The sequence below is a fragment of the Streptomyces sp. NPDC088706 genome (genome assembly GCF_044752765.1).
Lineage (GTDB): Bacteria > Actinomycetota > Actinomycetes > Streptomycetales > Streptomycetaceae > Streptomyces.
In genome coordinates this window covers 92,703-113,033 of sequence record NZ_JBIVLW010000005.1, presented here as the reverse complement: position 1 = coordinate 113,033, position 20,331 = coordinate 92,703, and the positions used below count along the sequence as shown (strand labels likewise).

Annotated in this window: 20 protein-coding genes; 14 read left to right on the top strand and 6 right to left on the bottom strand. The window is 73.2% G+C overall.

What is annotated here, in order from left to right:
• Window positions 1–25: 25 nt before the first annotated feature.
• Window positions 26–556, top strand: a complete 531-nt coding sequence (locus ACIQAK_RS15635) for an NUDIX domain-containing protein (RefSeq protein WP_366389801.1) — start codon at window positions 26–28, stop codon at window positions 554–556.
• A gap of 69 nt (window positions 557–625) precedes the next feature.
• On the opposite strand, the gene ACIQAK_RS15630 is transcribed toward ACIQAK_RS15635, so the two are convergent.
• The gene (locus ACIQAK_RS15630) at window positions 626–1,486 is read right to left on the bottom strand and encodes a 3-hydroxybutyryl-CoA dehydrogenase (RefSeq protein ID WP_366389802.1); all 861 of its coding nucleotides are present in this window, start codon (window positions 1,484–1,486) and stop codon (window positions 626–628) included.
• Window positions 1,487–1,715: 229 nt separating this feature from the next.
• Here ACIQAK_RS15630 and ACIQAK_RS15625 point away from each other — a divergent pair, with 229 nt between their 5' ends.
• Entirely contained in the window at window positions 1,716–2,954 is a 1,239-nt protein-coding gene (locus tag ACIQAK_RS15625; protein WP_366389897.1) for a family 10 glycosylhydrolase, read from the top strand.
• A 55-nt stretch (window positions 2,955–3,009) separates the two neighbouring features.
• Here the strand turns inward: ACIQAK_RS15625 and ACIQAK_RS15620 are convergent, their stop codons facing one another.
• On the bottom strand, window positions 3,010–3,219 hold the full coding sequence (locus tag ACIQAK_RS15620) for a DUF1918 domain-containing protein (protein WP_366389803.1): 210 nt from the start codon (window positions 3,217–3,219) through the stop codon (window positions 3,010–3,012).
• Window positions 3,220–3,269: 50 nt separating this feature from the next.
• Window positions 3,270–4,334 carry a DMT family transporter gene (locus ACIQAK_RS15615; protein ID WP_366389804.1) on the bottom strand — a complete coding sequence of 355 codons (1,065 nt, stop codon included), beginning with the start codon at window positions 4,332–4,334 and terminating at the stop codon, window positions 3,270–3,272.
• On the opposite strand from ACIQAK_RS15615, the gene ACIQAK_RS15610 reads away from it, so the two are divergent.
• From ACIQAK_RS15610 to ACIQAK_RS15595, 4 genes are all read left to right on the top strand, one after another.
• Window positions 4,333–5,802, top strand: coding sequence for a PLP-dependent aminotransferase family protein (locus ACIQAK_RS15610; protein WP_366389805.1), 1,470 nt, complete (start codon window positions 4,333–4,335; stop codon window positions 5,800–5,802). The two genes, ACIQAK_RS15615 and ACIQAK_RS15610, sit on opposite strands and share 2 nt — an antisense overlap.
• Before the next feature lie 146 nt (window positions 5,803–5,948).
• Complete coding sequence (locus tag ACIQAK_RS15605) at window positions 5,949–6,524, top strand: histidine phosphatase family protein (RefSeq protein ID WP_366389898.1); 576 nt, start codon at window positions 5,949–5,951, stop codon at window positions 6,522–6,524.
• 87 nt (window positions 6,525–6,611) lie between these two features.
• The gene (locus ACIQAK_RS15600) at window positions 6,612–7,781 is read left to right on the top strand and encodes a serine hydrolase domain-containing protein (RefSeq protein ID WP_366389806.1); all 1,170 of its coding nucleotides are present in this window, start codon (window positions 6,612–6,614) and stop codon (window positions 7,779–7,781) included.
• Window positions 7,782–7,855: 74 nt separating this feature from the next.
• Window positions 7,856–8,353, top strand: coding sequence for a peptidylprolyl isomerase (locus ACIQAK_RS15595; RefSeq protein WP_128852354.1), 498 nt, complete (start codon window positions 7,856–7,858; stop codon window positions 8,351–8,353).
• 86 nt (window positions 8,354–8,439) lie between these two features.
• On the opposite strand, the gene ACIQAK_RS15590 is transcribed toward ACIQAK_RS15595, so the two are convergent.
• On the bottom strand, window positions 8,440–8,832 hold the full coding sequence (locus tag ACIQAK_RS15590) for a DUF5997 family protein (protein WP_366389807.1): 393 nt from the start codon (window positions 8,830–8,832) through the stop codon (window positions 8,440–8,442).
• 304 nt (window positions 8,833–9,136) lie between these two features.
• Between ACIQAK_RS15590 and ACIQAK_RS15585 the strand changes: the two genes are divergently transcribed.
• The 7 genes from ACIQAK_RS15585 (at window position 9,137) to ACIQAK_RS15555 (ending at window position 16,662) form a co-directional block, all read left to right on the top strand.
• Complete coding sequence (locus tag ACIQAK_RS15585; protein WP_366389808.1) at window positions 9,137–9,946, top strand: LysR family transcriptional regulator substrate-binding protein; 810 nt, start codon at window positions 9,137–9,139, stop codon at window positions 9,944–9,946.
• A 186-nt stretch (window positions 9,947–10,132) separates the two neighbouring features.
• Window positions 10,133–11,530, top strand: coding sequence for a hypothetical protein (locus tag ACIQAK_RS15580; protein WP_366389809.1), 1,398 nt, complete (start codon window positions 10,133–10,135; stop codon window positions 11,528–11,530).
• 262 nt (window positions 11,531–11,792) lie between these two features.
• Window positions 11,793–12,821: an N-acetyl-gamma-glutamyl-phosphate reductase gene (argC, locus tag ACIQAK_RS15575; RefSeq protein WP_366389810.1), complete on the top strand. Its 1,029-nt coding sequence runs from the start codon at window positions 11,793–11,795 to the stop codon at window positions 12,819–12,821.
• Entirely contained in the window at window positions 12,818–13,972 is a 1,155-nt protein-coding gene (argJ, locus tag ACIQAK_RS15570; RefSeq protein ID WP_366389811.1) for a bifunctional glutamate N-acetyltransferase/amino-acid acetyltransferase ArgJ, read from the top strand. The genes argC and argJ overlap by 4 nt, the downstream gene beginning before the upstream one ends.
• Complete coding sequence (gene argB, locus ACIQAK_RS15565; protein ID WP_366389812.1) at window positions 13,969–14,898, top strand: acetylglutamate kinase; 930 nt, start codon at window positions 13,969–13,971, stop codon at window positions 14,896–14,898. The genes argJ and argB overlap by 4 nt, the downstream gene beginning before the upstream one ends.
• On the top strand, window positions 14,895–16,100 hold the full coding sequence (locus ACIQAK_RS15560) for an acetylornithine transaminase (protein ID WP_366389813.1): 1,206 nt from the start codon (window positions 14,895–14,897) through the stop codon (window positions 16,098–16,100). The genes argB and ACIQAK_RS15560 overlap by 4 nt, the downstream gene beginning before the upstream one ends.
• A 25-nt stretch (window positions 16,101–16,125) precedes the next feature.
• Window positions 16,126–16,662, top strand: a complete 537-nt coding sequence (locus tag ACIQAK_RS15555) for an arginine repressor (RefSeq protein ID WP_019764598.1) — start codon at window positions 16,126–16,128, stop codon at window positions 16,660–16,662.
• A gap of 7 nt (window positions 16,663–16,669) precedes the next feature.
• Here ACIQAK_RS15555 and ACIQAK_RS15550 read toward each other — a convergent pair whose 3' ends face one another.
• Window positions 16,670–17,374 (bottom strand): L,D-transpeptidase family protein, encoded by a 705-nt coding sequence (locus ACIQAK_RS15550; protein WP_366389814.1) that lies wholly within the window; start codon window positions 17,372–17,374, stop codon window positions 16,670–16,672.
• Window positions 17,375–17,487: 113 nt separating this feature from the next.
• Window positions 17,488–18,849 carry a hypothetical protein gene (locus tag ACIQAK_RS15545; RefSeq protein WP_366389815.1) on the bottom strand — a complete coding sequence of 454 codons (1,362 nt, stop codon included), beginning with the start codon at window positions 18,847–18,849 and terminating at the stop codon, window positions 17,488–17,490.
• A gap of 171 nt (window positions 18,850–19,020) precedes the next feature.
• Between ACIQAK_RS15545 and ACIQAK_RS15540 the strand changes: the two genes are divergently transcribed.
• Window positions 19,021–20,217 (top strand): argininosuccinate synthase, encoded by a 1,197-nt coding sequence (locus ACIQAK_RS15540; RefSeq protein ID WP_366389816.1) that lies wholly within the window; start codon window positions 19,021–19,023, stop codon window positions 20,215–20,217.
• Window positions 20,218–20,331: the final 114 nt, after the last annotated feature.

The following is a 20,331-nucleotide window of genomic DNA, read 5'->3' as shown; positions in this document are numbered from 1 at the left end:
CAACATGTCGAAAGGCGGCAGAAACGTGCAGTGGACGAACTTAGGCGAACAGAATGTGTATCAGAACCGTTGGTTCCGGGTGAACCTGGCGGATGTGGAGCTGCCCGACGGCAGCCATCTCGACCACTTCGTCATCAGGCTGCGACCCGTCGCCGCGGCCACCGTCGTCAACGCGGCCGATGAGGTGCTGCTGCTCTGGCGCCACCGGTTCATCACCGACAGCTGGGGGTGGGAGCTGGCCGCGGGGGTCGTCGAGGACGGCGAGGACATCGTGGCGGCGGCGGCCCGCGAGATGGAGGAGGAGACCGGCTGGCGCCCCGGCCCCCTGCGCCCGCTGCTCACCGTGGAGCCCGCCAACGGCCTCACCGACGCCCGTCACCACCTCTACTGGGCGGAGGAGGCGCACTACACGGGCCCCCCACAGGACGCCTTCGAGTCCTCACGCCGTGAGTGGGTACCGCTGAAACTGGTCCCGGACATGATCGCCCGGGGTGAGGTGCCCGCGGCGAACATGGCGGCCGCGCTGCTGATGCTGCACCATCTGCGGCTGGGCTGAGGAGCCGGGTGTGCGTGGAGCCGGCCCCGGGGTGTCCGGGACCGGCTCCACGCGGCGCCGCCGGCCGGGTCAGCCGTACGGGTAGAAGCCCGAGCCCGTCTTGCGGCCGAGCCGGCCCGCGTCGACCATGCGCTGGAGCAGCGGGGGAGCGGCGTACAGCGGCTCCTTGTACTCGGCGTACATCGAGTCGGCGACCGAGGCCACGGTGTCCAGGCCGATCAGGTCCGCGAGCTTCAGCGGACCCATCGGGTGGGCGCAGCCCATCTCCATGCCGTTGTCGATGTCCTCCCGGCTCGCGATGCCCGACTCGAACATCCGGATCGCGGAGAGCAGATACGGGATCAGCAGCGCGTTCACGACGAACCCGGACCGGTCCTGGGCGCGGATCGGGTGCTTGCCCAGCACGTCCTGCACGACGGCCTCGGCGCGCGCGATCGTCTCGTCCGACGTGGTCAGCGCCGGGATCAGCTCGACCAGCTTCTGGACCGGGGCCGGGTTGAAGAAGTGGATGCCGATGACCCGGTCCGGGCGCGAGGTCGACACCGCCAGCTTCACCAGCGGGATGGAGGAGGTGTTGGAGGCGAGGATCGCGTCCTGCCGGGTCACCACCTGGTCCAGGACCTGGAAGATCTCCGTCTTGACCTGCTCGTTCTCCACGACGGCCTCGATGACGAGGTCGCGGTCGGCGAACTCCCCGAGGTCGGTGGTGAAGCTCAGGCGGCCGAGGGTCTCGTCCCGCTCCTGCTCGGTGATCTTGCCGCGTTCGGCGGCCTTCGACAGGGAGTTGTGCAGCCGGGTGCGGCCGATCTCCAGCGCCTCGCCGGTGGTCTCGGCGACCTTCACTTCGAGGCCGCTGCGCGCGCACACCTCCGCGATACCTGCGCCCATCTGGCCACAGCCCACCACCCCGACGCGTGCAATGTCGGCCATAGAGTCCGTCACCTCGTGCCTTTCGCTGTTCTCCGTATCGCAGGGTCCCGTCTGATTCCGGTGCCCGCCTCGACCCCACGACGTTACTCCGCGAGCCCACCCCGATGACCTGCGGGTCATCCGGCTACGGAAGGGCATCATCCTGTTACCTACAGCGATGGAGGTGGTGGTCGACGTGAAGGGACGAGTGTGGCGCATGCGACGTAGAGGAATGACCCGGCGGTCGCTGGTGGCGAGTGCGGCCGGACTGGTGGCGGCGATGGCGACGGGCGGTGACGCGCTCGCCTCGCAGACGGCCCGGGCCGCAGGGGGAGGGGACGGCGGCGAGGACCGGTTCGCGCGGGGTGAGCTGCGCGGCATGTGGATCGCCACGGTCGCCAACCTGGACTGGCCCTCCAAGCCCGGCCTGACGGCGGCGGCCCAGCAGGCCGAGCTCGTCGCCCATCTGGACCGGGCGGTCGAGCTGCGGCTCAACGCGGTGGTGCTCCAGGTCCGGCCGGCCGCGGACGCCCTGTGGCCCTCCCCGCACGAGCCGTGGTCCGCCTGCCTCACCGGGGTCCAGGGCAAGGACCCGGGCTGGGACCCGCTCGCCACCGCCGTCCGCGAGGCGCACGACCGGGGGCTCGAGCTGCACGCCTGGTTCAACCCGTACCGGGTGGCCAACCACACCGACCCCACCCGCCTGGCGGCCTCCCACCCGGCCCGGCTCAACCCGGAGTGGGTCCTGCCGTACGGCGGGAAGCTCTACTACAACCCCGGGTTGCCGGAGGTCCGCCGCTTCGTCCAGGACGCCATGCTGGACGCCGTGCGCCGCTACGCGATCGACGCGGTGCACTGGGACGACTACTTCTATCCGTATCCGGTGGCCGGTGAGGAGTTCAAGGACGACGCCGCCTACGAGCGGTACGGCTCCGATTTCCCGGACCGGGCGGCCTGGCGCCGCGACAACGTGGACCGGCTGGTGCGCGAGATGGGCGGACGCATCCGGGAGACCCGGCAGGGCGTCCGGTTCGGCATCAGTCCGTTCGCCGTCTGGCGCAACAAGGACACCGATCCGCTCGGCTCCGACACCCGGGCCGGGGTGGAGACCTACGACGACCTGCACGCCGACACCCGCAAATGGGTTCAGGAGGGGTGGCTCGACTACATCTGCCCGCAGATCTACTGGCACATCGGCCTCGCCTCCGCCGACTACGCCAAGGTCCTCGCCTGGTGGAGCGCGACCGTGCGCGGCACAGGCGTGGGGCTGTACGTGGGGGAGGCGCTGTACAAGGCCGGTGACCCGGCCCAGCCCGCTCCCTGGCAGGACCCGGCCGAGCTCTCCCGCCACCTCACCCTCGCCCGGGACCACGAGGAGGCGGGCGGGCACATCTTCTTCTCCGCCAAGCACGTGGCGGCGGACCGGATCGGCGCGATGGCCCGGGTGGTCGCCGACCACTACCAGGACCGGGTCCGCGCGCCGCGCTGACCGTCGTGTGCGGGGGGCCGGAGCCGCTCGGACTCCGGCCCCGGTCCTGGTCCCGCTACCGTGGCTGCCGGCCCTGGGGCGCCTCGATGTGCTGGACGACGCTGTCGGGTCCCGGGGACATCAGGTGTTCGTGGCCGTCGGGGAAGCGGAGGCGGTACGGAGGGGCGCCCCCGTCCCCGAGCACTTCGATGATCTCTGCGACCCGGTCGTGCCGTCCCACGGTCCTGCCGTGCATCAGCAGCCGGTCGCCCGCGTGTGCCTCCATCGGGAGTGACCTCCTCAGGGGTGGCGGTCCGCCTGTCGTCACGGCCCAGTCTATGACCGTACGGGCCCGGTTTCCCCCGCTGGCCGGGGACGGGCCGCCCTGCTCCGGCCCGTCCGCTGGGTGGCGGCGATACAGACCAGCACCGCCACCGCCGCGAGGGGGGCCGCCGCCGACACCTCCTCGCCGAGCACCAGGAAGGACCACGCCAGCGTCAGCAGGGGCTGCGCGAGTTGCAGCTGGCTGGCCCGCGGGACGCCGATCTCGGCCATGCCCCGGTACCAGACGTACAGCCCGAAGAAGGTCGACCCGGCGGCCACCCAGACCAGGCCGAGGACGCCGTGCGCGGTGAGGTGGACCGGCTCCAGCGGCAGCGCCACGGCGCTGCCCGCCAGCGCGAGCGGCAGGCACAGGATCAGCGCCCAGCCGATCACCTGCCACCCCGGCATCACCCGGGCCAGCCGACCGCCCTCCGTGTACCCGGCGGCGCACACCAGCAGGGCGCCGAACAGATACGCGTCGCCCGAGGTCAGGGCGCCCCCGCTCTGCTGCACGGTGAAGCCCATGACGACGGCCGCACCGGCCAGCGCCGCGACCCAGAACGCACGGGAGGAGCGTTCCCCGGTACGCAGGGAGCCCAGCACCGCCGTCGTCAGCGGCAGCAGGCCCACCACCACGGCGGCGTGCGAGGTGGTGGAGGTCTGCAGGGCCAGGGTCGTCAGCAGCGGAAACCCCACCACCACGCCGCCCGCCACCACCGCGAGCCCGCCCCAGTGGCGGCGCGCGGGCACCGGAGCCCGCACCGCCAGCAGGAAGCCGCCGGCGATCAGGGCGGCGAGGGTGGAGCGCACGGCGACGAGGGACCAGGGGCCGAAGCTCTCCAGGCCCCAGGCGGTGGAGGGGAAGGTGAGGGAGAACGCGATGACGCCGAGCGCGGCGAGCAGGGTGCCGCGGCGGGTGGGGCCGGGGTCCCGCGCGGTGGCGCGGGGGCCGGCGGCCGCTCGGGAGACGTCCGCCTCCACCGCGGGGCGCCGGCCGCCCGCAGCCGACGCGCGGGAGGTCTCAGGGCCGGTGACCGCTATCGTTCCCGGTGCGGTAGCGCTATCCTGTGCTCTCATGCAAGAGCGTAGCAGCGTCACCGAACTGGCCGCATCCCTCCGGGCTGAGCTCAACCGCTACTCACCAGGTGGAAAGCTGCCGTCCAGCCGTGCGCTCGTCGAGCGCTTCCGGGTCAGCCCCGTCACCGTCTCGCGCGCCATCGCCCAGCTCGCCGCCGAAGGCCTCGTCACCACCCGCCCCGGCTCCGGCGCCTTCCGGGCCGAGCCCCGCGCCGAGCTCCCCGTCCCCGGTGACACCTCCTGGCAGGAGGTGTCGCTGAGCGGCGACGGCGGATCCGAGGTCGTGCCCCGTACCGTCGACGCCTCCGGGGTCCTGGCCACCCTCGCCGCACCGCCGCCCGGCACGATCGAGTTCAACGGCGGCTACCTCCACGCCTCCCTCCAGCCCGAGCGGGCCCTTTCCGCCGCCCTCGCCCGGGCCGGCCGCCGCCCGGGCGCCTGGGGCCGTCCGCCCACGGACGGACTGCCCGAACTGCGGTCCTGGTTCGCCCGCGAGATCGGCCCGGCCGTCTCCGGCGCCGACGTCCTGATCACCGCGGGCGGCCAGAGCGCGCTGGCCACCGCGCTGCGCGCCCTCGCCCCGCCCGGCGCCCCGGTCCTCGTGGAGTCCCCCACCTACCCCGGGATGCTCGCGGTCGCCCGTGCCACGGGGCTGCGCCCGGTCCCCGTCCCGATGGACGCGGACGGGGTCCGGCCCGAGCTGCTCGCCGACGCCTTCCGCGCCACCGGGGCCCGGGTCTTCGTCACCCAGCCGCTCTTCCAGAACCCCACCGGAGCCACCCTCGCCCCCGCCCGCAGGCCCGAGATCCTGGCGATCGCGCGGGCGGCCGGCGCGTTCGTCGTCGAGGACGACTTCGCCCGGCGGCTCGTCCACGAGGACGCGGGCCCGCTCCCGGCACCGCTGGCCGCGGCCGACCCGGACGGCGTGGTCGTCCACGTCTGCTCGCTCACCAAGGTCACCTCGCCCAGCCTCCGGGTCGGCGCGCTGGCCGCCCGGGGGCCGGTCCTCGAACGCCTGCGCGCCATCCAGGTCGTCGACAGCTTCTTCGTCCCGAGGCCGCTCCAGGAGGCCGCGCTCGAACTCGTCGGCTCCCCGTCCTGGGGCCGCCACCTGGCCGCGGTGGCGGCGGAACTGCGCCACCGCCGTACGGTGATGGCCGCCGCCCTCCGCACCGAACTGCCCGCGCTCACGCTGCCCCACGTCCCGGCGGGCGGCGGCAGCCTCTGGTTCCGCATCCCGGCCACCGGCGCCGGAACGGGCCCCGACGAGGCCGCCATCGCCTCCGCCGCCCTGCGCGCCTCGGTCGCCATCGCCCCGGGCAGCCCGTACTTCTGCGCCGAGCCGCCGGCCGGCCACGTACGGCTGAGCTTCGCCGCGGTCTCCGGCGCGGCCGAGATCGCGGAGGGCGTGCGCCGGCTCCGTACCGCGTACGACGGACTCCGGGCACCGGGTGCCTCCGGCGGCTGACCGGGCAGGCCCGTACCTGGGCGGCGCCTCCGTAAACCCCGGGCGGGCGCCGCGTCCGGAAATCGACGGGGCACGCCTGCCCACCCCGTGGCCCTCTTGACCGGACACCCGTTCGGCACCACCATCCGGCCATGACGCATCCGGCCATGACGCTTCGGGTCACCCTGGTCGCGGCGGCGCGCACCTCGCCCCGCCTGGCCGAGCGCTTCGACGACGACCGGCCGCTCGACCATGCCGGCTGGCACGAGGTGCAGCTCGTCGCCCACACCCTGGTCCCGCTCGGGGCGGCCGAACTGCGTTACTGCTCACCCACCCCGCGCAGCCGCGCCACCGGCGACGTGCTGGGCTACGCCCCGATGGCGCAGCCCGCCCTGCGGGACTGCGACATGGGCCGCTGGCGCGGTATGACCCTGGCCGAGGCCGCCGCCCGGGAACCCGCCGCCGTCGACGCCTGGCTCGCCGACCCGGGCAGCGCCCCGCACGGCGGGGAGTCCCTTCTCGGCTTCATCGGGCGGATCGGGGGCTGGCTGGACACCCGGCCGGCCTGTGACGGGTTCATCGTCGCGGTCGCCGAACCGGCGGTGATCCGGGCGGCCCTCGTCTACGCGTTGAACGTGCCGCCGTCGGCGTACTGGAGCATCGACGTCCGCCCGCTCTCCACGATCACGCTCGCCGGGGCGCCCGGCCGCTGGAGTCTGAGCCTGGAGTCCGGCATCCGCTGACCCCCGTCCGGCTCGCGCCCTTCCCTCCGGTCCGACCGGTCGGTACGTTGCGGGGGCATCGGTCCTGCCCGCATCGAAGGAGGCCACGTGCCGCAGATCCACGGCCATTGCGACGACCGGTTCGCCGCGGTCCGCGCCGCCTTCGAGGAGAACTTCACGACCCGAGGCGAACTCGGCGCGGCCGTCACCGTGCTCGCCGACGGTATACCGGTGGTGGACCTCTGGGGCGGCTGGGCCGACGAGGCACGCACCCGGCCGTGGGAGCGGGACACCCTGGTCAACGTCTGGTCCACGGGCAAGGGACCCACCGCGCTCTGCGCCCACATCCTGGCCGACCGGGGGCTGCTCGACCTCGACGCCCCCGTCGCCGCGCACTGGCCGGAGTTCGCGGCCAACGGCAAGCAGTGCGTCCTCGTACGCCACCTCCTCTCACACCGCTCCGGGGTCGCCGGCGTGGGCACACCCCACACCCTGGACGAGCTGTACGACTGGGAACTGACCTGCGCCAGGCTGGCCGCGACCGCCCCCCTGTGGGAGCCGGGAACCCGGTCGGGCTACCACGCGATCTCGTACGGGTTCCTCGTCGGCGAGGTGGTCCGCAGGGTCAGCGGGGTGCTGCCGGGGGAGTTCCTGCGCCAGGAGGTGACCGGCCCGCTCGGGATCGACTTCACCTTCGGCCTCCCGGAGCAGGAGACCCAACGGCTTGCCGAACTCGTCCAGGAGCGCGCCGACCGCGCCGCCCAGGCCGCGCTCCTGGCCCGGATGGCACCGGTGGCCGTCGCCTCCCTGCTCAACCCGCCCACCGGCCGGGCCGCCGCCAACACGCCCGGGTGGCGGGCCGCCGAGATCCCCGCCGCCAACGGCCATGGCACCGCCCGCGCGGTCGCCGCGCTCTACGGCATCCTCGCCGGACGCGGCAGCATCGGCGGTCATCGCGTCCTCTCCGAGCAGGCCGCCGAACGCGTGCGCGAGGGGCAGGGCGCCTGCCGCGACCTCGTCCTCGGCGACGCCTTCGCCCACGAGACGGAGATCGCCCTCGGCCTCTGGCTGAGCGGCCGCAACCGCTCCTACGGGCCCAACCCGCGGGCGATGGGCCACGACGGGGCGGGCGGCTCCTGCGGACTGGCCGACCCGGAAGCCGGCCTCGCCCTCGGCTACGTCATGAACCGCATGGGCTCCGGTGTCGCCGACGACCCGCGGAAAAGGGCCCTGGTCGACGCGGTCTACGCGGCCCGCCGGGACGCCGCCCGGGGGTGAGGGGGCGCGGCATCCACGGCGCCGGACCCAACCCGGGTTTCGCCTGCGGTTGCCAGGAATGTGAGGATGTCACCATGACAACCAAGGTCTACTTCGACATCACCATCGACGACGCGCCCGCAGGGCGGATCACGTTCAACCTGTTCGACGACGTCGTCCCCAAGACGACGGAGAACTTCCGCGCCCTCGCCACCGGTGAGAAGGGCTTCGGCTACGCCGGCTCCTCCTTCCACCGCGTCATCACCGACTTCATGCTCCAGGGCGGGGACTTCACCCGCGGCGACGGCACCGGCGGCAAGAGCATCTACGGCGAGAAGTTCGCCGACGAGAACTTCAAGCTGAAGCACGACCGCGTGGGCCTGCTCTCGATGGCCAACGCAGGACCGAACACCAACGGCTCGCAGTTCTTCATCACCACGGTGCTCACCCCGTGGCTGGACGGCAAGCACGTGGTCTTCGGCGAGGTCGCCGACGACGACAGCCTGGCCCTGGTCCGCAAGATCGAGGCGCTCGGCTCCTCCAGCGGCCGCACCCGCGCCAAGGTCACCATCGCCGAGTCCGGCGTCCTCTGACCGACGCGGGGCCCTCGGGCCCGGCAGACGGGAAGCCCGGCCGACGCACCGCGTCGGCCGGGCTTCCCGTTCCTCGTCCGCTGCCGTCAGCTCGACCGGGCGGCGCGCTCCGCGTTGCGCTCCTTGATCCGGGCGGCCTCCTTGCGGACCTCCCCCTGGGTGGCGCGCTCCTTCCGGAGCCACTCGGGCATCTCGTCCTTCAGCGCGTCGACCTGCTCGGTGGTGAGGGCGTCGGTGACCCCGCCGCGGGCGAGTCCCGCGATGGAGATGCCGAGCTTCGCGGCGACCACCGGACGGGGGTGCGGTCCGGTGCGGCGCAGCTCGACCAGCCACGCGGGCGGGTCGGTCTGGAGGGCGTTGAGCTCGGTGCGCGAGACGGCACCCTCCTGGAACTCGGCGGGGGTGGCCTGGAGGTACACACCCAGCTTCTTCGCCGCGGTGGCGGGTTTCATGGTCTGGGCGGTCTTGTGCGACGTCATGGGTCCAGGGTATCGACCATGGGACAAACCTCCGACCACCGACCGAGGGCCCACCAGCGACCGAGGGCCCGGCTGCCGGCCGAGGGCCCGGCCGCCGGCCGACGGCCCGGCCACCGGCGGGGCGGGCGGCCACCCACCGGCCGAGGGCCTGGCCGCCAACCGAGTGCCTGACCGCCGGCCGAGGGCCCGGCCACGACCGACGGCCCGCCACCGGCCGACGGCCCGCCACGGCCGACGGCCCGGCCACCGTCGGGGCGGGCGGCCACCGGCGGGGCGGGCGGCCACCGACCGGTAGCCTGAACCCGTGACCGGCTCCGTTGATCCCTCTGCTGCTCCCTCGTCCTTCAGGCTCGCGTACGTCCCCGGTGTGACGCCGGCCAAGTGGGTGAGGGTCTGGCACGAGCGGATGCCCGGCACCCCCCTGGAGCTCGTCCAGATTCCGGCCGCCGACGCCTCGCGGCTGCTGGCGGACGGCGGGGCGGAGGCCGGACTCGTACGGCTGCCGGTCGACCGGGACGTCCTCAGCGCGATCCCCCTCTACACCGAGACGACCGTCGTGGTGATCCCCAAGGACCACGTCGCCACGGCGGCGGAGGACGTGACGCTCACCGATCTGGCCGACGAGATCGTCCTGCACCCGCTCGACGACGTCCTCGACTGGGAGACCCTCCCCGGCCGCCCCGCGATCGAGCGCCCCGCCACCACGGCGGACGCGATCGAGCTGGTGGCGGCGGGCGTGGGCGTGCTCCTCGTCCCGCAGTCCCTGGCCCGTCTGCACCACCGCAAGGACCTCACCTACCGGCCGGTCCTCGATGCCTCCGAGTCCCGCGTCGCCCTGTCGTGGCCGCAGGAGGAGCCCACCCCCGATCTGGTGGAGGAGTTCATCGGCATCGTCCGGGGGCGCACGGTCAACAGCACCCGGGGCCGCGCGGCCACCCCGCCGCAGCCGAGGGCGAAGGAGAAGGCGAAGGCCGAGCGGGCCGGTACGGGCGGCGGCACCGGGCGCAAGCCCGCCCCGGGCAAGCAGGCGGGCACCGGCCGACGCGCGGGCGCCCCCAAGGGCGGCCGGTCGGGTCAGGCGGGCGGCAAGCGCGGAAAGCCGCGCGGCCGGTAGCACTCCGGGTCAGGCGGGCGGCAAGCGCGGAAAGCCGCGCGGCCGGTAGCACTCCGGAGGTACCCACCACCCCGGTCCGCGGCGCCGCGAGGGGATCACCGGCCCCGGCTCGCCCCGAGGCGCCACCCCACGGCGCCGCTCTCGTTGGTGAGGTAACCGCCTTTACCGCAGGGGAGCGTCCGTCCGATGCGAAGCATCCGCAGTACCAAGCACCTCGGCCTCGTCGGGATGCTGCTGATCGCCGCGGCCTTCGCCGGGCTCCAGCTGACGGCCGTCACCGGACGGGCCTCGCCCGACACGAAGAACTACCTCTCCTACGCCCTGTCCCTCAGCGGCGAGAGCCGGGCCGAGTCGGGCCGCCGGGCCATCGCGTACTCCTGCGACAGCGCCCAGCACGCACCCCTGAACACGATTCCCTGGACGAGCAGGAAGGTCTCCGAGGAGTCGGAGGCCCAGTGTGTGCGCCGACTGGGCGACGCGGTCGCCCACTGGTCCCGCAACGGCAACACCTCGGGAATGATCGCGCCCTTCGCGAACCATCGCTTCATGGCCATCTTCGAGGCCCGCCCCGGGTATCCGCTGTTCCTGGTCCCGTTCGTCACCCTGTTCGGCGCGGTGTGGGGCCTCTGGCTCGCCGGTCTCGTCGTCGCGCTGGCCGGAAGCGTCTGCGTCCTCCTCACCCTGCGCCGCGCGGGCGCGTCCTGGCGCGCGGGGCTGGCCGGGCAGGCGCTGTACCTCGCTCTGCCCACCGGCACGGTCGCCATGAACCCGCTGAGCGACGGGCTCTCCCTGGCTCTGGGCACGGCGGTCGTCCTCGGGTGCACTCTGCTCCCGCTGGACCGCCCCCGTACGGGTGTGGCGCTCGTCGTGGGCGGCCTGGCCCTGATGTTCCTGGTGCGCTACTCGCAGGCGCTGCTCCTGGCAGCAGCGCTGACGGTCGGATTCGCCCTCTGGTGGGGGTGGCTGCGCCGATGCCGCCGGCCGGCGGGTCGGACGGGCCGGGCGGCGGTACTGTGCGGGCTCCTGGCGGTCTCCGTCTACGCTGGCGCTCATCTGCTCTCCTGGCCGATGGGGCAGGACAGCGCCCAGGACCTGCTGACCGACCATTACCGGCGGCCCGATCTGCCCAACCCCTGGCCCGAGTTCTTCGCCCAGGAGCGGGTCTTCTGGACGGCCTGGCTGCGCCGCCAGGTCACGTACCCCGTACTCCCCGTCCTGCTCGCCCTCTCCGTCCTGGCGCTGTGGAAGCGGCGGTCCGTGCTCCTGCCGGTGGCCCTCGCGGCGGCGGCCGCCGGTCTCCTCAACCAGGCGGGCCACCCGAACCTGGACCAGCTGCTCGGTCACCGGCTCATCGTGTTCGTCTGGCTGCTGCCCGTCCTGGCGATTCCGTTGCTGCTGGACAGCCCCGCGCACCGGCCGCGTACGCCGGACCCCGGGTGGACCTCACCCCTTGACGGCCTCCGCGATCCGCTGGGCCGCCCCGGCGGGCGGGAGGCGCGCGGCGTCGATGACCTCAGCCTCGCTGTGCGGCCACGTGCGGGCGGCCTCGGCGTAGGGCTCGGGGTACCGCAGCCGGAACGGTGAAGGGCCCCAGCATGGTGTCGCCCTCCGCGGCGCTCGGGGTCGGGCAGCGGCGATTCTGATGCCCGAGGGTGAGCGGCGATGGCGGCTCAGCTCGGCTTCTCACCGCCAACCGTGCACGGACTCCGACGGAGCCCTCCTCCCCCTGAGGCCTGTCCCTCGAAGGACCTTCGGAGGCCAAAGGATCGGCCGCCCGACCGGTCGGCACCCATTGCATAAAAGTGCAGCGCTGCGTATAGTCATGCCATCGACGAGGAGGGTTCCGATGGTGGTACGCGCAGCGGTTGCAGGGGCGAGCGGATACGCCGGCGGTGAGCTGCTCCGACTCCTGCTGGCGCACCCCGAGGTCGAGATCGGCGCTCTCACCGGGCACTCCAACGCCGGGCAGGCGCTCGGCTCGCTCCAGCCGCATCTGCGGCCGCTGGCCGGGCGGGTGCTGGAGCCCACCACCGCCGAGGTCCTCGCCGGGTACGACGTCGTCTTCCTGGCGCTGCCGCACGGGCAGTCCGCCGCCGTCGCCGAGCAGCTCGGGGACGACGTGCTCGTCGTCGACATGGGGGCCGACTTCCGGCTCAAGGACGCCGGTGACTGGGAGAAGTTCTACGGGTCCCCGCACGCCGGGACCTGGCCCTACGGGCTGCCCGAGCTGCCGGGCGGGCGGGCCGCGCTCGCCGGGTCCAAGCGGATCGCCGTGCCCGGGTGCTACCCGACCGCGGTGTCCCTAGCGCTCTTCCCGGCCTACGAAGCGGAGATCGCCGAGCCGGAGGCCGTGATCGTCGCCGCGTCCGGCACCTCCGGGGCGGGCAAGGCGGCCAAGCCGCATCTGCTCGGCTCCGAGGTGATGGGGAACATGACCCCGTACGGCGTCGGCGGCGGACACCGCCATACGCCCGAGATGATCCAGAACCTCAGCGCCGCCGCCGGTGAGCCGGTCACCGTCTCCTTCACGCCCACCCTCGCGCCCATGCCGCGCGGCATCCTCGCCACGTGCAGCGCGAAGGCCAAGCCGGGCGTGAGCGCGGAGTCCCTGCGCGCGGTGTACGAGAAGGCGTTCGCGGACGAGCCGTTCGTGGACCTCCTGCCCGAGGGGCAGTGGCCCGCCACCGCCGCGGTGTACGGCTCCAACGCCGTACAGGTCCAAGTCGCCCACGACCCGGCCGCCGGACGGATCGTGGTCATCTGCGCCATCGACAATCTCGCCAAGGGCACCGCGGGCGGCGCCCTGCAAAGCATGAACATCGCCCTCGGACTTCCCGAGGACACAGGTCTCACGACGATCGGAGTTGCACCGTGAGCGTCACGGCAGCACAGGGATTCTCGGCGGCGGGCATCGCCGCGGGGATCAAGGAGAGCGGTAACCCGGACCTGGCCCTCGTGGTCAACCACGGACCGCGTCGCGCCGCCGCGGGCGTCTTCACCTCCAACCGCGTCAAGGCCGCCCCGGTGCTCTGGTCGGAGCAGGTCCTCAAGGGCGGCGAGGTCACCGCCGTCGTCCTCAACTCCGGTGGTGCCAACGCCTGTACGGGACCCCAGGGGTTCCAGGACACGCACGCCACCGCCGAGAAGGCCGCCGAGGTGCTGGAGGGCCACAGCGCGGGCGAGGTCGCCGTCGCCTCCACCGGGCTCATCGGCATCCTGCTCCCCATGGACAAGCTGCTCCCCGGCATCGAGAAGGCGGCCGCCGCGCTCAGCGAGCACGGCGGTGAGAAGGCCGCCATCGCCATCAAGACCACCGACACCGTGCACAAGACGGCCGTCGCGGGCGGCGCGGGCTGGACCGTCGGCGGCATGGCCAAGGGCGCGGGCATGCTCGCCCCGGGCCTCGCCACCATGCTCGTCGTCCTCACCACCGACGCCGATGTGGAAGCCCCCGCGCTGGACACCGCCCTGCGCGACGCCACCCGCACCACCTTCGACCGGATCGACTCCGACGGCTGCATGTCCACCAACGACACCGTGCTGCTGCTCGCCTCCGGCGCCAGCGGCATCACCCCGGAGCAGGGGGCGTTCGCCGAGGCCGTACGGGCCGTCTGCGACGATCTCGCCCGGCAGCTCATCGGGGACGCCGAGGGCGCCTCCAAGGACATCCGGATCGAGGTGATCAACGCGGCCACCGAGGACGACGCCGTCGAGGTCGGCCGGTCCATCGCCCGCAACAACCTGCTCAAGTGCGCCATCCACGGCGAGGACCCCAACTGGGGCCGGGTCCTCTCCGCGATCGGCACGACGAAGGCCGCCTTCGAGCCGGACCAGCTCAACGTCGCCATCAACGACGTCTGGGTCTGCAAGAACGGGGGAGTGGGCGAGGACCGCGACCTGGTCGACATGCGCTACCGGGAGGTCAAGATCACCGCCGACCTCGCGGCGGGCACCGAGTCCGCCGTCATCTGGGCCAACGACCTCACCGCGGACTACGTCCACGAGAACAGCGCGTACAGCTCATGAGCGCCGCGCGGAAGCACACCGCACTCCCGAAGGCGCAGATCCTCATCGAGGCGCTGCCCTGGCTGACCCGGCACAACGGCAGGACCGTCGTCATCAAGTTCGGCGGCAACGCCATGATCGACGAGGAGCTGAAGGCCGCCTTCGCGCAGGACGTCGTCTTCCTGCGCCACGCCGGCCTCAAGCCCGTCGTCGTGCACGGCGGCGGCCCGCAGATCAGCGCCCAGCTCGACAAGCAGGGCCTGGTCAGCGAGTTCAAGGCCGGGCTGCGGGTCACCACCCCCGAGGCGATGGACGTGGTCCGGATGGTGCTCGCCGGACAGGTCCAGCGCGAACTGGTCGGCCTCCTCAACCAGCACGGCCCCCTCGCCGTCGGCATGACCGGCGAGGACGCCCACACCATCACCGCCACCCAGCACCGGCCCACCATAGACGGCGAATCCGTCGACATCGGCCGGGTCGGCGAGATCACCGCCATCGACACCGGGGCCATCCAGGCCCTGCTGGACGACGGCCGCATCCCGGTCGTCTCCTCCATCGCCCGCTCCGCCGACGACCACCACGTCTACAACGTCAACGCCGACACCGCGGCCGCCGCGCTCGCCGCCGCCCTGAACGCCGAGACGCTCATGGTCCTCACCGATGTCGAGGGGCTCTACGAGGACTGGCCCAACAGCGACGACGTGATCAGCCGGCTCACCGCGAGCCAGCTGGAGAAGCTGCTGCCCGAGCTGTCCAGCGGCATGGTCCCCAAGATGCAGGGCTGTCTGCACGCCGTGCGCAACGGCGTCGAGACCGCCCGCGTCATCGACGGCCGGGTCCAGCACTCGATCCTGCTGGAGATCTTCACCGACGAGGGCGTCGGCACGATGGTCGTGCCGGACGCCCCCATCGCCGTACACACAGGGCCTGAACAGGGGGAATCATGACCGGCACAGATGCTGCGGGACTCACCTCGCGCTGGCGGGGCGCGCTGATGGACAACTACGGCACGCCCCGCCTGTCGCTCGTCCGCGGTGCGGGCGCGTACGTCTGGGCCGAGGACGGCACCCGCTACCTCGACTTCGTCGGCGGGATCGCGGTCAACGCCCTCGGCCACGCCCACCCCGCCGTCGTGGAGGCCGTCGCCACCCAGATCGCCTCGCTCGGCCACGTATCGAACCTGTTCATCGCCGAACCGCCGGTCGCGCTCGCCGAGCGGCTGCTCCAGCTCTTCGGCCGCCCCGGCCGGGTCTTCTTCGCCAACTCCGGCGCCGAGGCCAACGAGGCCGCCTTCAAGATCGGCCGGCTCACCGGGCGCACCCACATGGTCGCCACCGACGGAGGCTTCCACGGCCGGACGATGGGCGCGCTCGCCCTCACCGGCCAGCCGGGGAAGCGGGAGCCGTTCGCCCCGCTGCCCGGGGACGTCACGCATGTGCCGTACGGGGACGTGGACGCGCTGCGGGCCGCGGTGACCACCGAGACCGCCCTGGTCATCATCGAGCCGATCCAGGGCGAGAACGGGGTCGTCGTCCCGCCCAAGGGCTACCTGGAGTCGGCCAGGGAGATCACCCGCGCGACCGGCACCCTCCTCGTCCTGGACGAGGTCCAGACCGGGATCGGCCGCTGCGGCCAGTGGTTCGAGCACCAGGCCCACCAGGGTGTGGAGCCCGACCTCGTCACCCTCGCCAAGGGGCTCGGCGGCGGCCTGCCCATCGGTGCGACCGTCGCGTTCGGACCGGCGGCCGGCCTGCTGAAGCCGGGTCAGCACGGCACGACGTTCGGCGGCAACCCGGTGGCCTGCGCCGCCGGACTCGCCGTCCTGGACACCCTCGCGGCCGACGGGGCGCTCGACGACGTCAAGCGGCTCGGCGAGAAGATCCGCGACGGCGTGGAGGCGCTCGGACACCCGCTGGTCTCCCATGTCCGCGGCAGCGGGCTGCTGCTGGGTATCGTGCTCACCGGACCCCTCGCACCGCAGGTGCAGCAGGCGGCCCAGGGAGCCGGCCTCCTGGTGAACGCGCCCGCCCCCGATGTCGTACGGCTCATGCCGCCGCTGATCATCGGTGACGCGGAGGTGGACGCGCTCCTGGAGATCCTGCCGAGCGCTCTCGACGCGGCACACGGGGACGGACGATCCGGAGCATGACCCTCCGGAGAATGAGGCGACGACGATGACCGAGGCGCAGGAGACCGAGCACGGCGGACCGTCCGTGCCGCAGACCCGCACCGCCCGCCACCGCCGGATCGTGGACATCCTGAACCGGCAGCCGGTCCGCTCGCAGAGCCAGCTGGCCAAGCTCCTCGCCGACGACGGGCTGAGCGTCACCCAGGCGACGCTCTCCCGCGACCTCGACGAGCTGGGCGCGGTCAAGATCCGTAACACCGGCGGCGAGCTGATCTACGCGGTGCCCAGCGAGGGCGGATTCCGCACCCCGCAGGCGCCGTTGGGCGGCTCGGCCAAGGAGGAACGGATGCGCCGGCTCTCGGCCGAACTGCTCATCTCGGCGGAGGCATCGGCCAACCTCGTGGTGCTGCGTACGCCACCGGGCGCCGCCCAGTTCCTCGCCTCGGCCATCGACCAGGCCGAACTGCACGACATCCTCGGCACCATCGCGGGCGACGACACGCTGATGCTCATCAGCCGCGACCCGAACGGCGGCCAGGCGCTCGCCGACCACCTGCTGAGGCTCGCTCAGAACGACCGCTGAGCCTTTTCTAGTAGCGCGTGATCGCGGTCGGGCCCGAGGAGGTCCCGACCGCGATGTGCGGCCGCCGTCCAGGTTCGGCCCAGGCGAGGATCCTCGCCATCGCGTCCGCGGGGACGGAGACGCAACCGGCCGTCGCCCCGCGCCCGTTCACATGCAGGAAGATCCCGGCGCCCCGGCCACGTACCGGTCGCTCGTAGTTGAACCCGATCACCAGCGCGCGGGCGTACTGCGTGCCGTAGGTGACCAGGTGCTCGGCCTCGTCCGCCCGGCAGTCGGCGGGGCGCGGTTCCACCCAGCGGTTGTACGCGCGCGAGGCGTTGTCCTGGCACCACCAGGAGCCCTCGTTCACCTTCCGGTAGGGATACGTGGTCCCGGCCGGGGCCTCCTCGATGCCGAAGGCGTACGGCAGGTCGTACAGCCCGGTCGGCGTGGTGCTGGTGCCCTGTTCGCGACCCCTGCCCTCGGCCAGCCCCTTCGCCCCGAACCGCGCGGGCGCGGACCCGGCCTTCACCCACCTGTGCCCGCGCCGCTCCCACCAGGTCACCGTGCCGGTCGTGGCGGCGGTGTCCGGGGCCTCGGCGGTGATGAGCTGGGAGCCGCCGCCCGTATCCGCCAGCCGGTACGGGAGGGGAGGGCCGTCAAAGGGCCCGGCCCCCAGCGAGCCGGTGGCCAGGGTGAGGAGTACGGCGAGGGTCAGCAGAGGTCGGCGCATGCTCCGGACCGTACGGCGGCCGGGGCCGACGGCCCACCGGACCTGCTCCGTACGGCCCACCGGACCTGCTCCGTACGGCCCAGCGGCGCACTCCGCGAGGGGCGGGCCCGGGCTCACCCCACGAGCCCCGCCGCCCGCAACAGCCGCGCCGCCGCGACCCGCACCGCGCGTGGCCGCCCCGGCGCGGTCCGCTCGCGCAGCAGGGCCTCCGGAATCCTCGCGGCGTCCGGCAACAGGGCCCGGGTGGCCGCCCGCACCACCGCCGGACTCGGGTCGTCCAGCGAGGGCGTCAGCCGCTCCCGCGCCACCGCGTCCAACGCGCGCAGACCGGTGATCGCGTGCAGGCGCACGGCGGGCAGCGGGTGCTCCACCAGCGCCCACAGGGTCCCGGCGTCCGTCGCACGGTCCCCGCACTCACCGAGCCCCGCCGCGGCTCCCGGGTGCGCGCCCGGCTCGGCACACAGGGCGCGGTAGCGGGGCAGCGGGTCGATGCCGCCCTGCCGCAGCACATAACGGGCGCAGGCGCGTACGACGGCGGAGCGGTCGGCGAGGAACGGCTCCGCCTCGCGGTGGAGCCCGGCCCGGCGCAGCGCGGTCACCCCGGCGGCGCGCACCCGGGGAGCGCGAGCCGTCAGCAACCGGTCGAGCACGGCGGCCCCGTCCCCGGCCGGCCCGGTCTCCTCCGCGCGGCCACCGGCTCGTGCGGCTTTCCCGCTCGCGTCCTTTCTGCCCCCGGCCCGCTCCGGCACGGCGGCGACGGCGGCCTCCGCGCAGAGATCCTGGAGAGTGACGTCACCGCAGGTCGCGGCCGCGGTGGCCAGCTCCGTCGGGGTCAGCAGCCCTCGCTCCACCGCGATCCGGTACGCCAGCCGGTACGTCGCCCGGTCCGGGTGGGCCAGTAGCGCCACGACGTCCGCCCCCGGACCCTCCCGCAACGTCCCCTCCAGCAGCGCGCGGGCGAAATCGCCCTGGGCCCGCCGGGACAGCCGCAGGATCAGCTCCGAGTGCGGAAGCAGTTCGCCCGCGGACAGCCCACCGAGCAGCGCCCGGGCCCGTTCGCGTACGGGCTCCACCCAGTCGGCGCACCGCACCACCAGGAGCGGGTGCAGCTCCGGCCCGGCGTCGAACCCCTTCAGTGCCGCCTCCCGGACCCGCCCGTCCGGGTCGCACAGGGCCAGCGCGGGCGGACGGGGCGGCGGGGGAGCGGGCCGGGGGCCGAACAGTGCGGACAGGCGGGGCCACCGCGGCTGCTCCGTGGGGGGCAGGAACCAGGGAGGGCGGGCACGAGCCCGTACGGCGATGTCGAAGGCGACCCACGCCTGTGCCGCCCCGGCTTCCGCCGCCCCGGCTTCCGCCGCCCCGGCTTCCGCCGCCCCGGCTTCCGCCGCCCCGGCTTCCAGGGCCTCGGCCGGCGGAACTCCCTCGGACACCCGCGCCACGGCCTCCAGGGCTCTGCCCCCACCGCTGCTGTTCATCGCGGCCCCTCCCCGTCGTCAGCTGTTGATGCTAGGGCCCTTCCGGCCAAGGAGCACTGGAGATTTCCGCCCGTACGACCGCTCCCACCGCACCGGAGCTGCCGCTTTGACAAAACATACGGAGCACCGCATAGTTATACCCATCAGTGATTGCACCGTAAGGAGAAACCCGTGACCGAGCGCGTCGTACTCGCCTACTCGGGCGGCCTGGACACCTCCGTCGCCATCGGCTGGATCGCCGAGGAGACGGGCGCCGAGGTCATCGCCGTTGCCGTGGACGTCGGCCAGGGCGGCGAGGACCTGGACGTCATCCGCAAGCGCGCGCTCGCCTGCGGTGCCGTCGAAGCCGAGGTCGCGGACGCCAAGGACGAGTTCGCCGAGGAGTACTGCCTCCCGGCGATCAAGGCCAACGCGCTCTACATGGACCGCTATCCGCTGGTCTCGGCCCTCTCCCGGCCGACGATCGTCAAGCACCTCGTCGCCGCCGCCAAGAAGCACGGCGCCGGGATCGTCGCCCACGGCTGCACCGGCAAGGGCAACGACCAGGTCCGCTTCGAGGCCGGCATCTCCGCGCTCGGCCCCGACCTGAGGTGCATCGCCCCGGTCCGCGACTACGCGATGACCCGGGACAAGGCGATCGCCTTCTGCGAGGAGAAGAACCTCCCGATCGCCACCACCAAGAAGTCCCCGTACTCCATCGACCAGAACGTCTTCGGACGGGCCGTCGAGACGGGCTTCCTGGAGGACATCTGGAACGCGCCGATCGAGGACATCTACGAGTACACCTCGAACCCCGCCACCCCGCGCGAGGCCGACGAGGTCGTCATCTCCTTCAAGGAGGGTGTCCCGGTCGCCATCGACGGCCGTCCCGTCACCGTCCTCCAGGCGATCCAGCAGCTCAACGAGCGGGCCGGCGCCCAGGGCATCGGCCGGATCGACATGGTCGAGGACCGGCTCGTGGGCATCAAGTCCCGTGAGGTGTACGAGGCGCCCGGCGCGATCGCGCTGATCACCGCCCACCAGGAGCTGGAGAACGTCACCGTCGAGCGCGAGCTGGCCCGCTACAAGCGGCAGGTCGAGCAGCGCTGGGGCGAGATGGTCTACGACGGCCTGTGGTTCTCCCCGCTGAAGCGGGCCCTGGACGGCTTCATCAACGAGGCCAACCAGCACGTCACCGGCGACATCCGGATGACCCTGCACGCGGGCCGCGCCGTCGTCACCGGCCGGAAGTCCGAGGAGTCGCTGTACGACTTCAACCTCGCCACCTACGACTCGGGCGACACGTTCGACCAGTCCAAGGCGCAGGGGTTCATCGAGCTCTTCGGCCTCTCCTCGAAGATCGCCGCCAAGCGCGATCTGCAGGCGTAGTCCGACGCGACCTCGCCCGGCCCTCCCTCGTTGTACAGCCGCCTCCCCGTCGTCACGCGGCAGGGAGGCGGCCGCATATCCGCACCCGGCCCACGCCTTGGCCTTCGCCTTCGT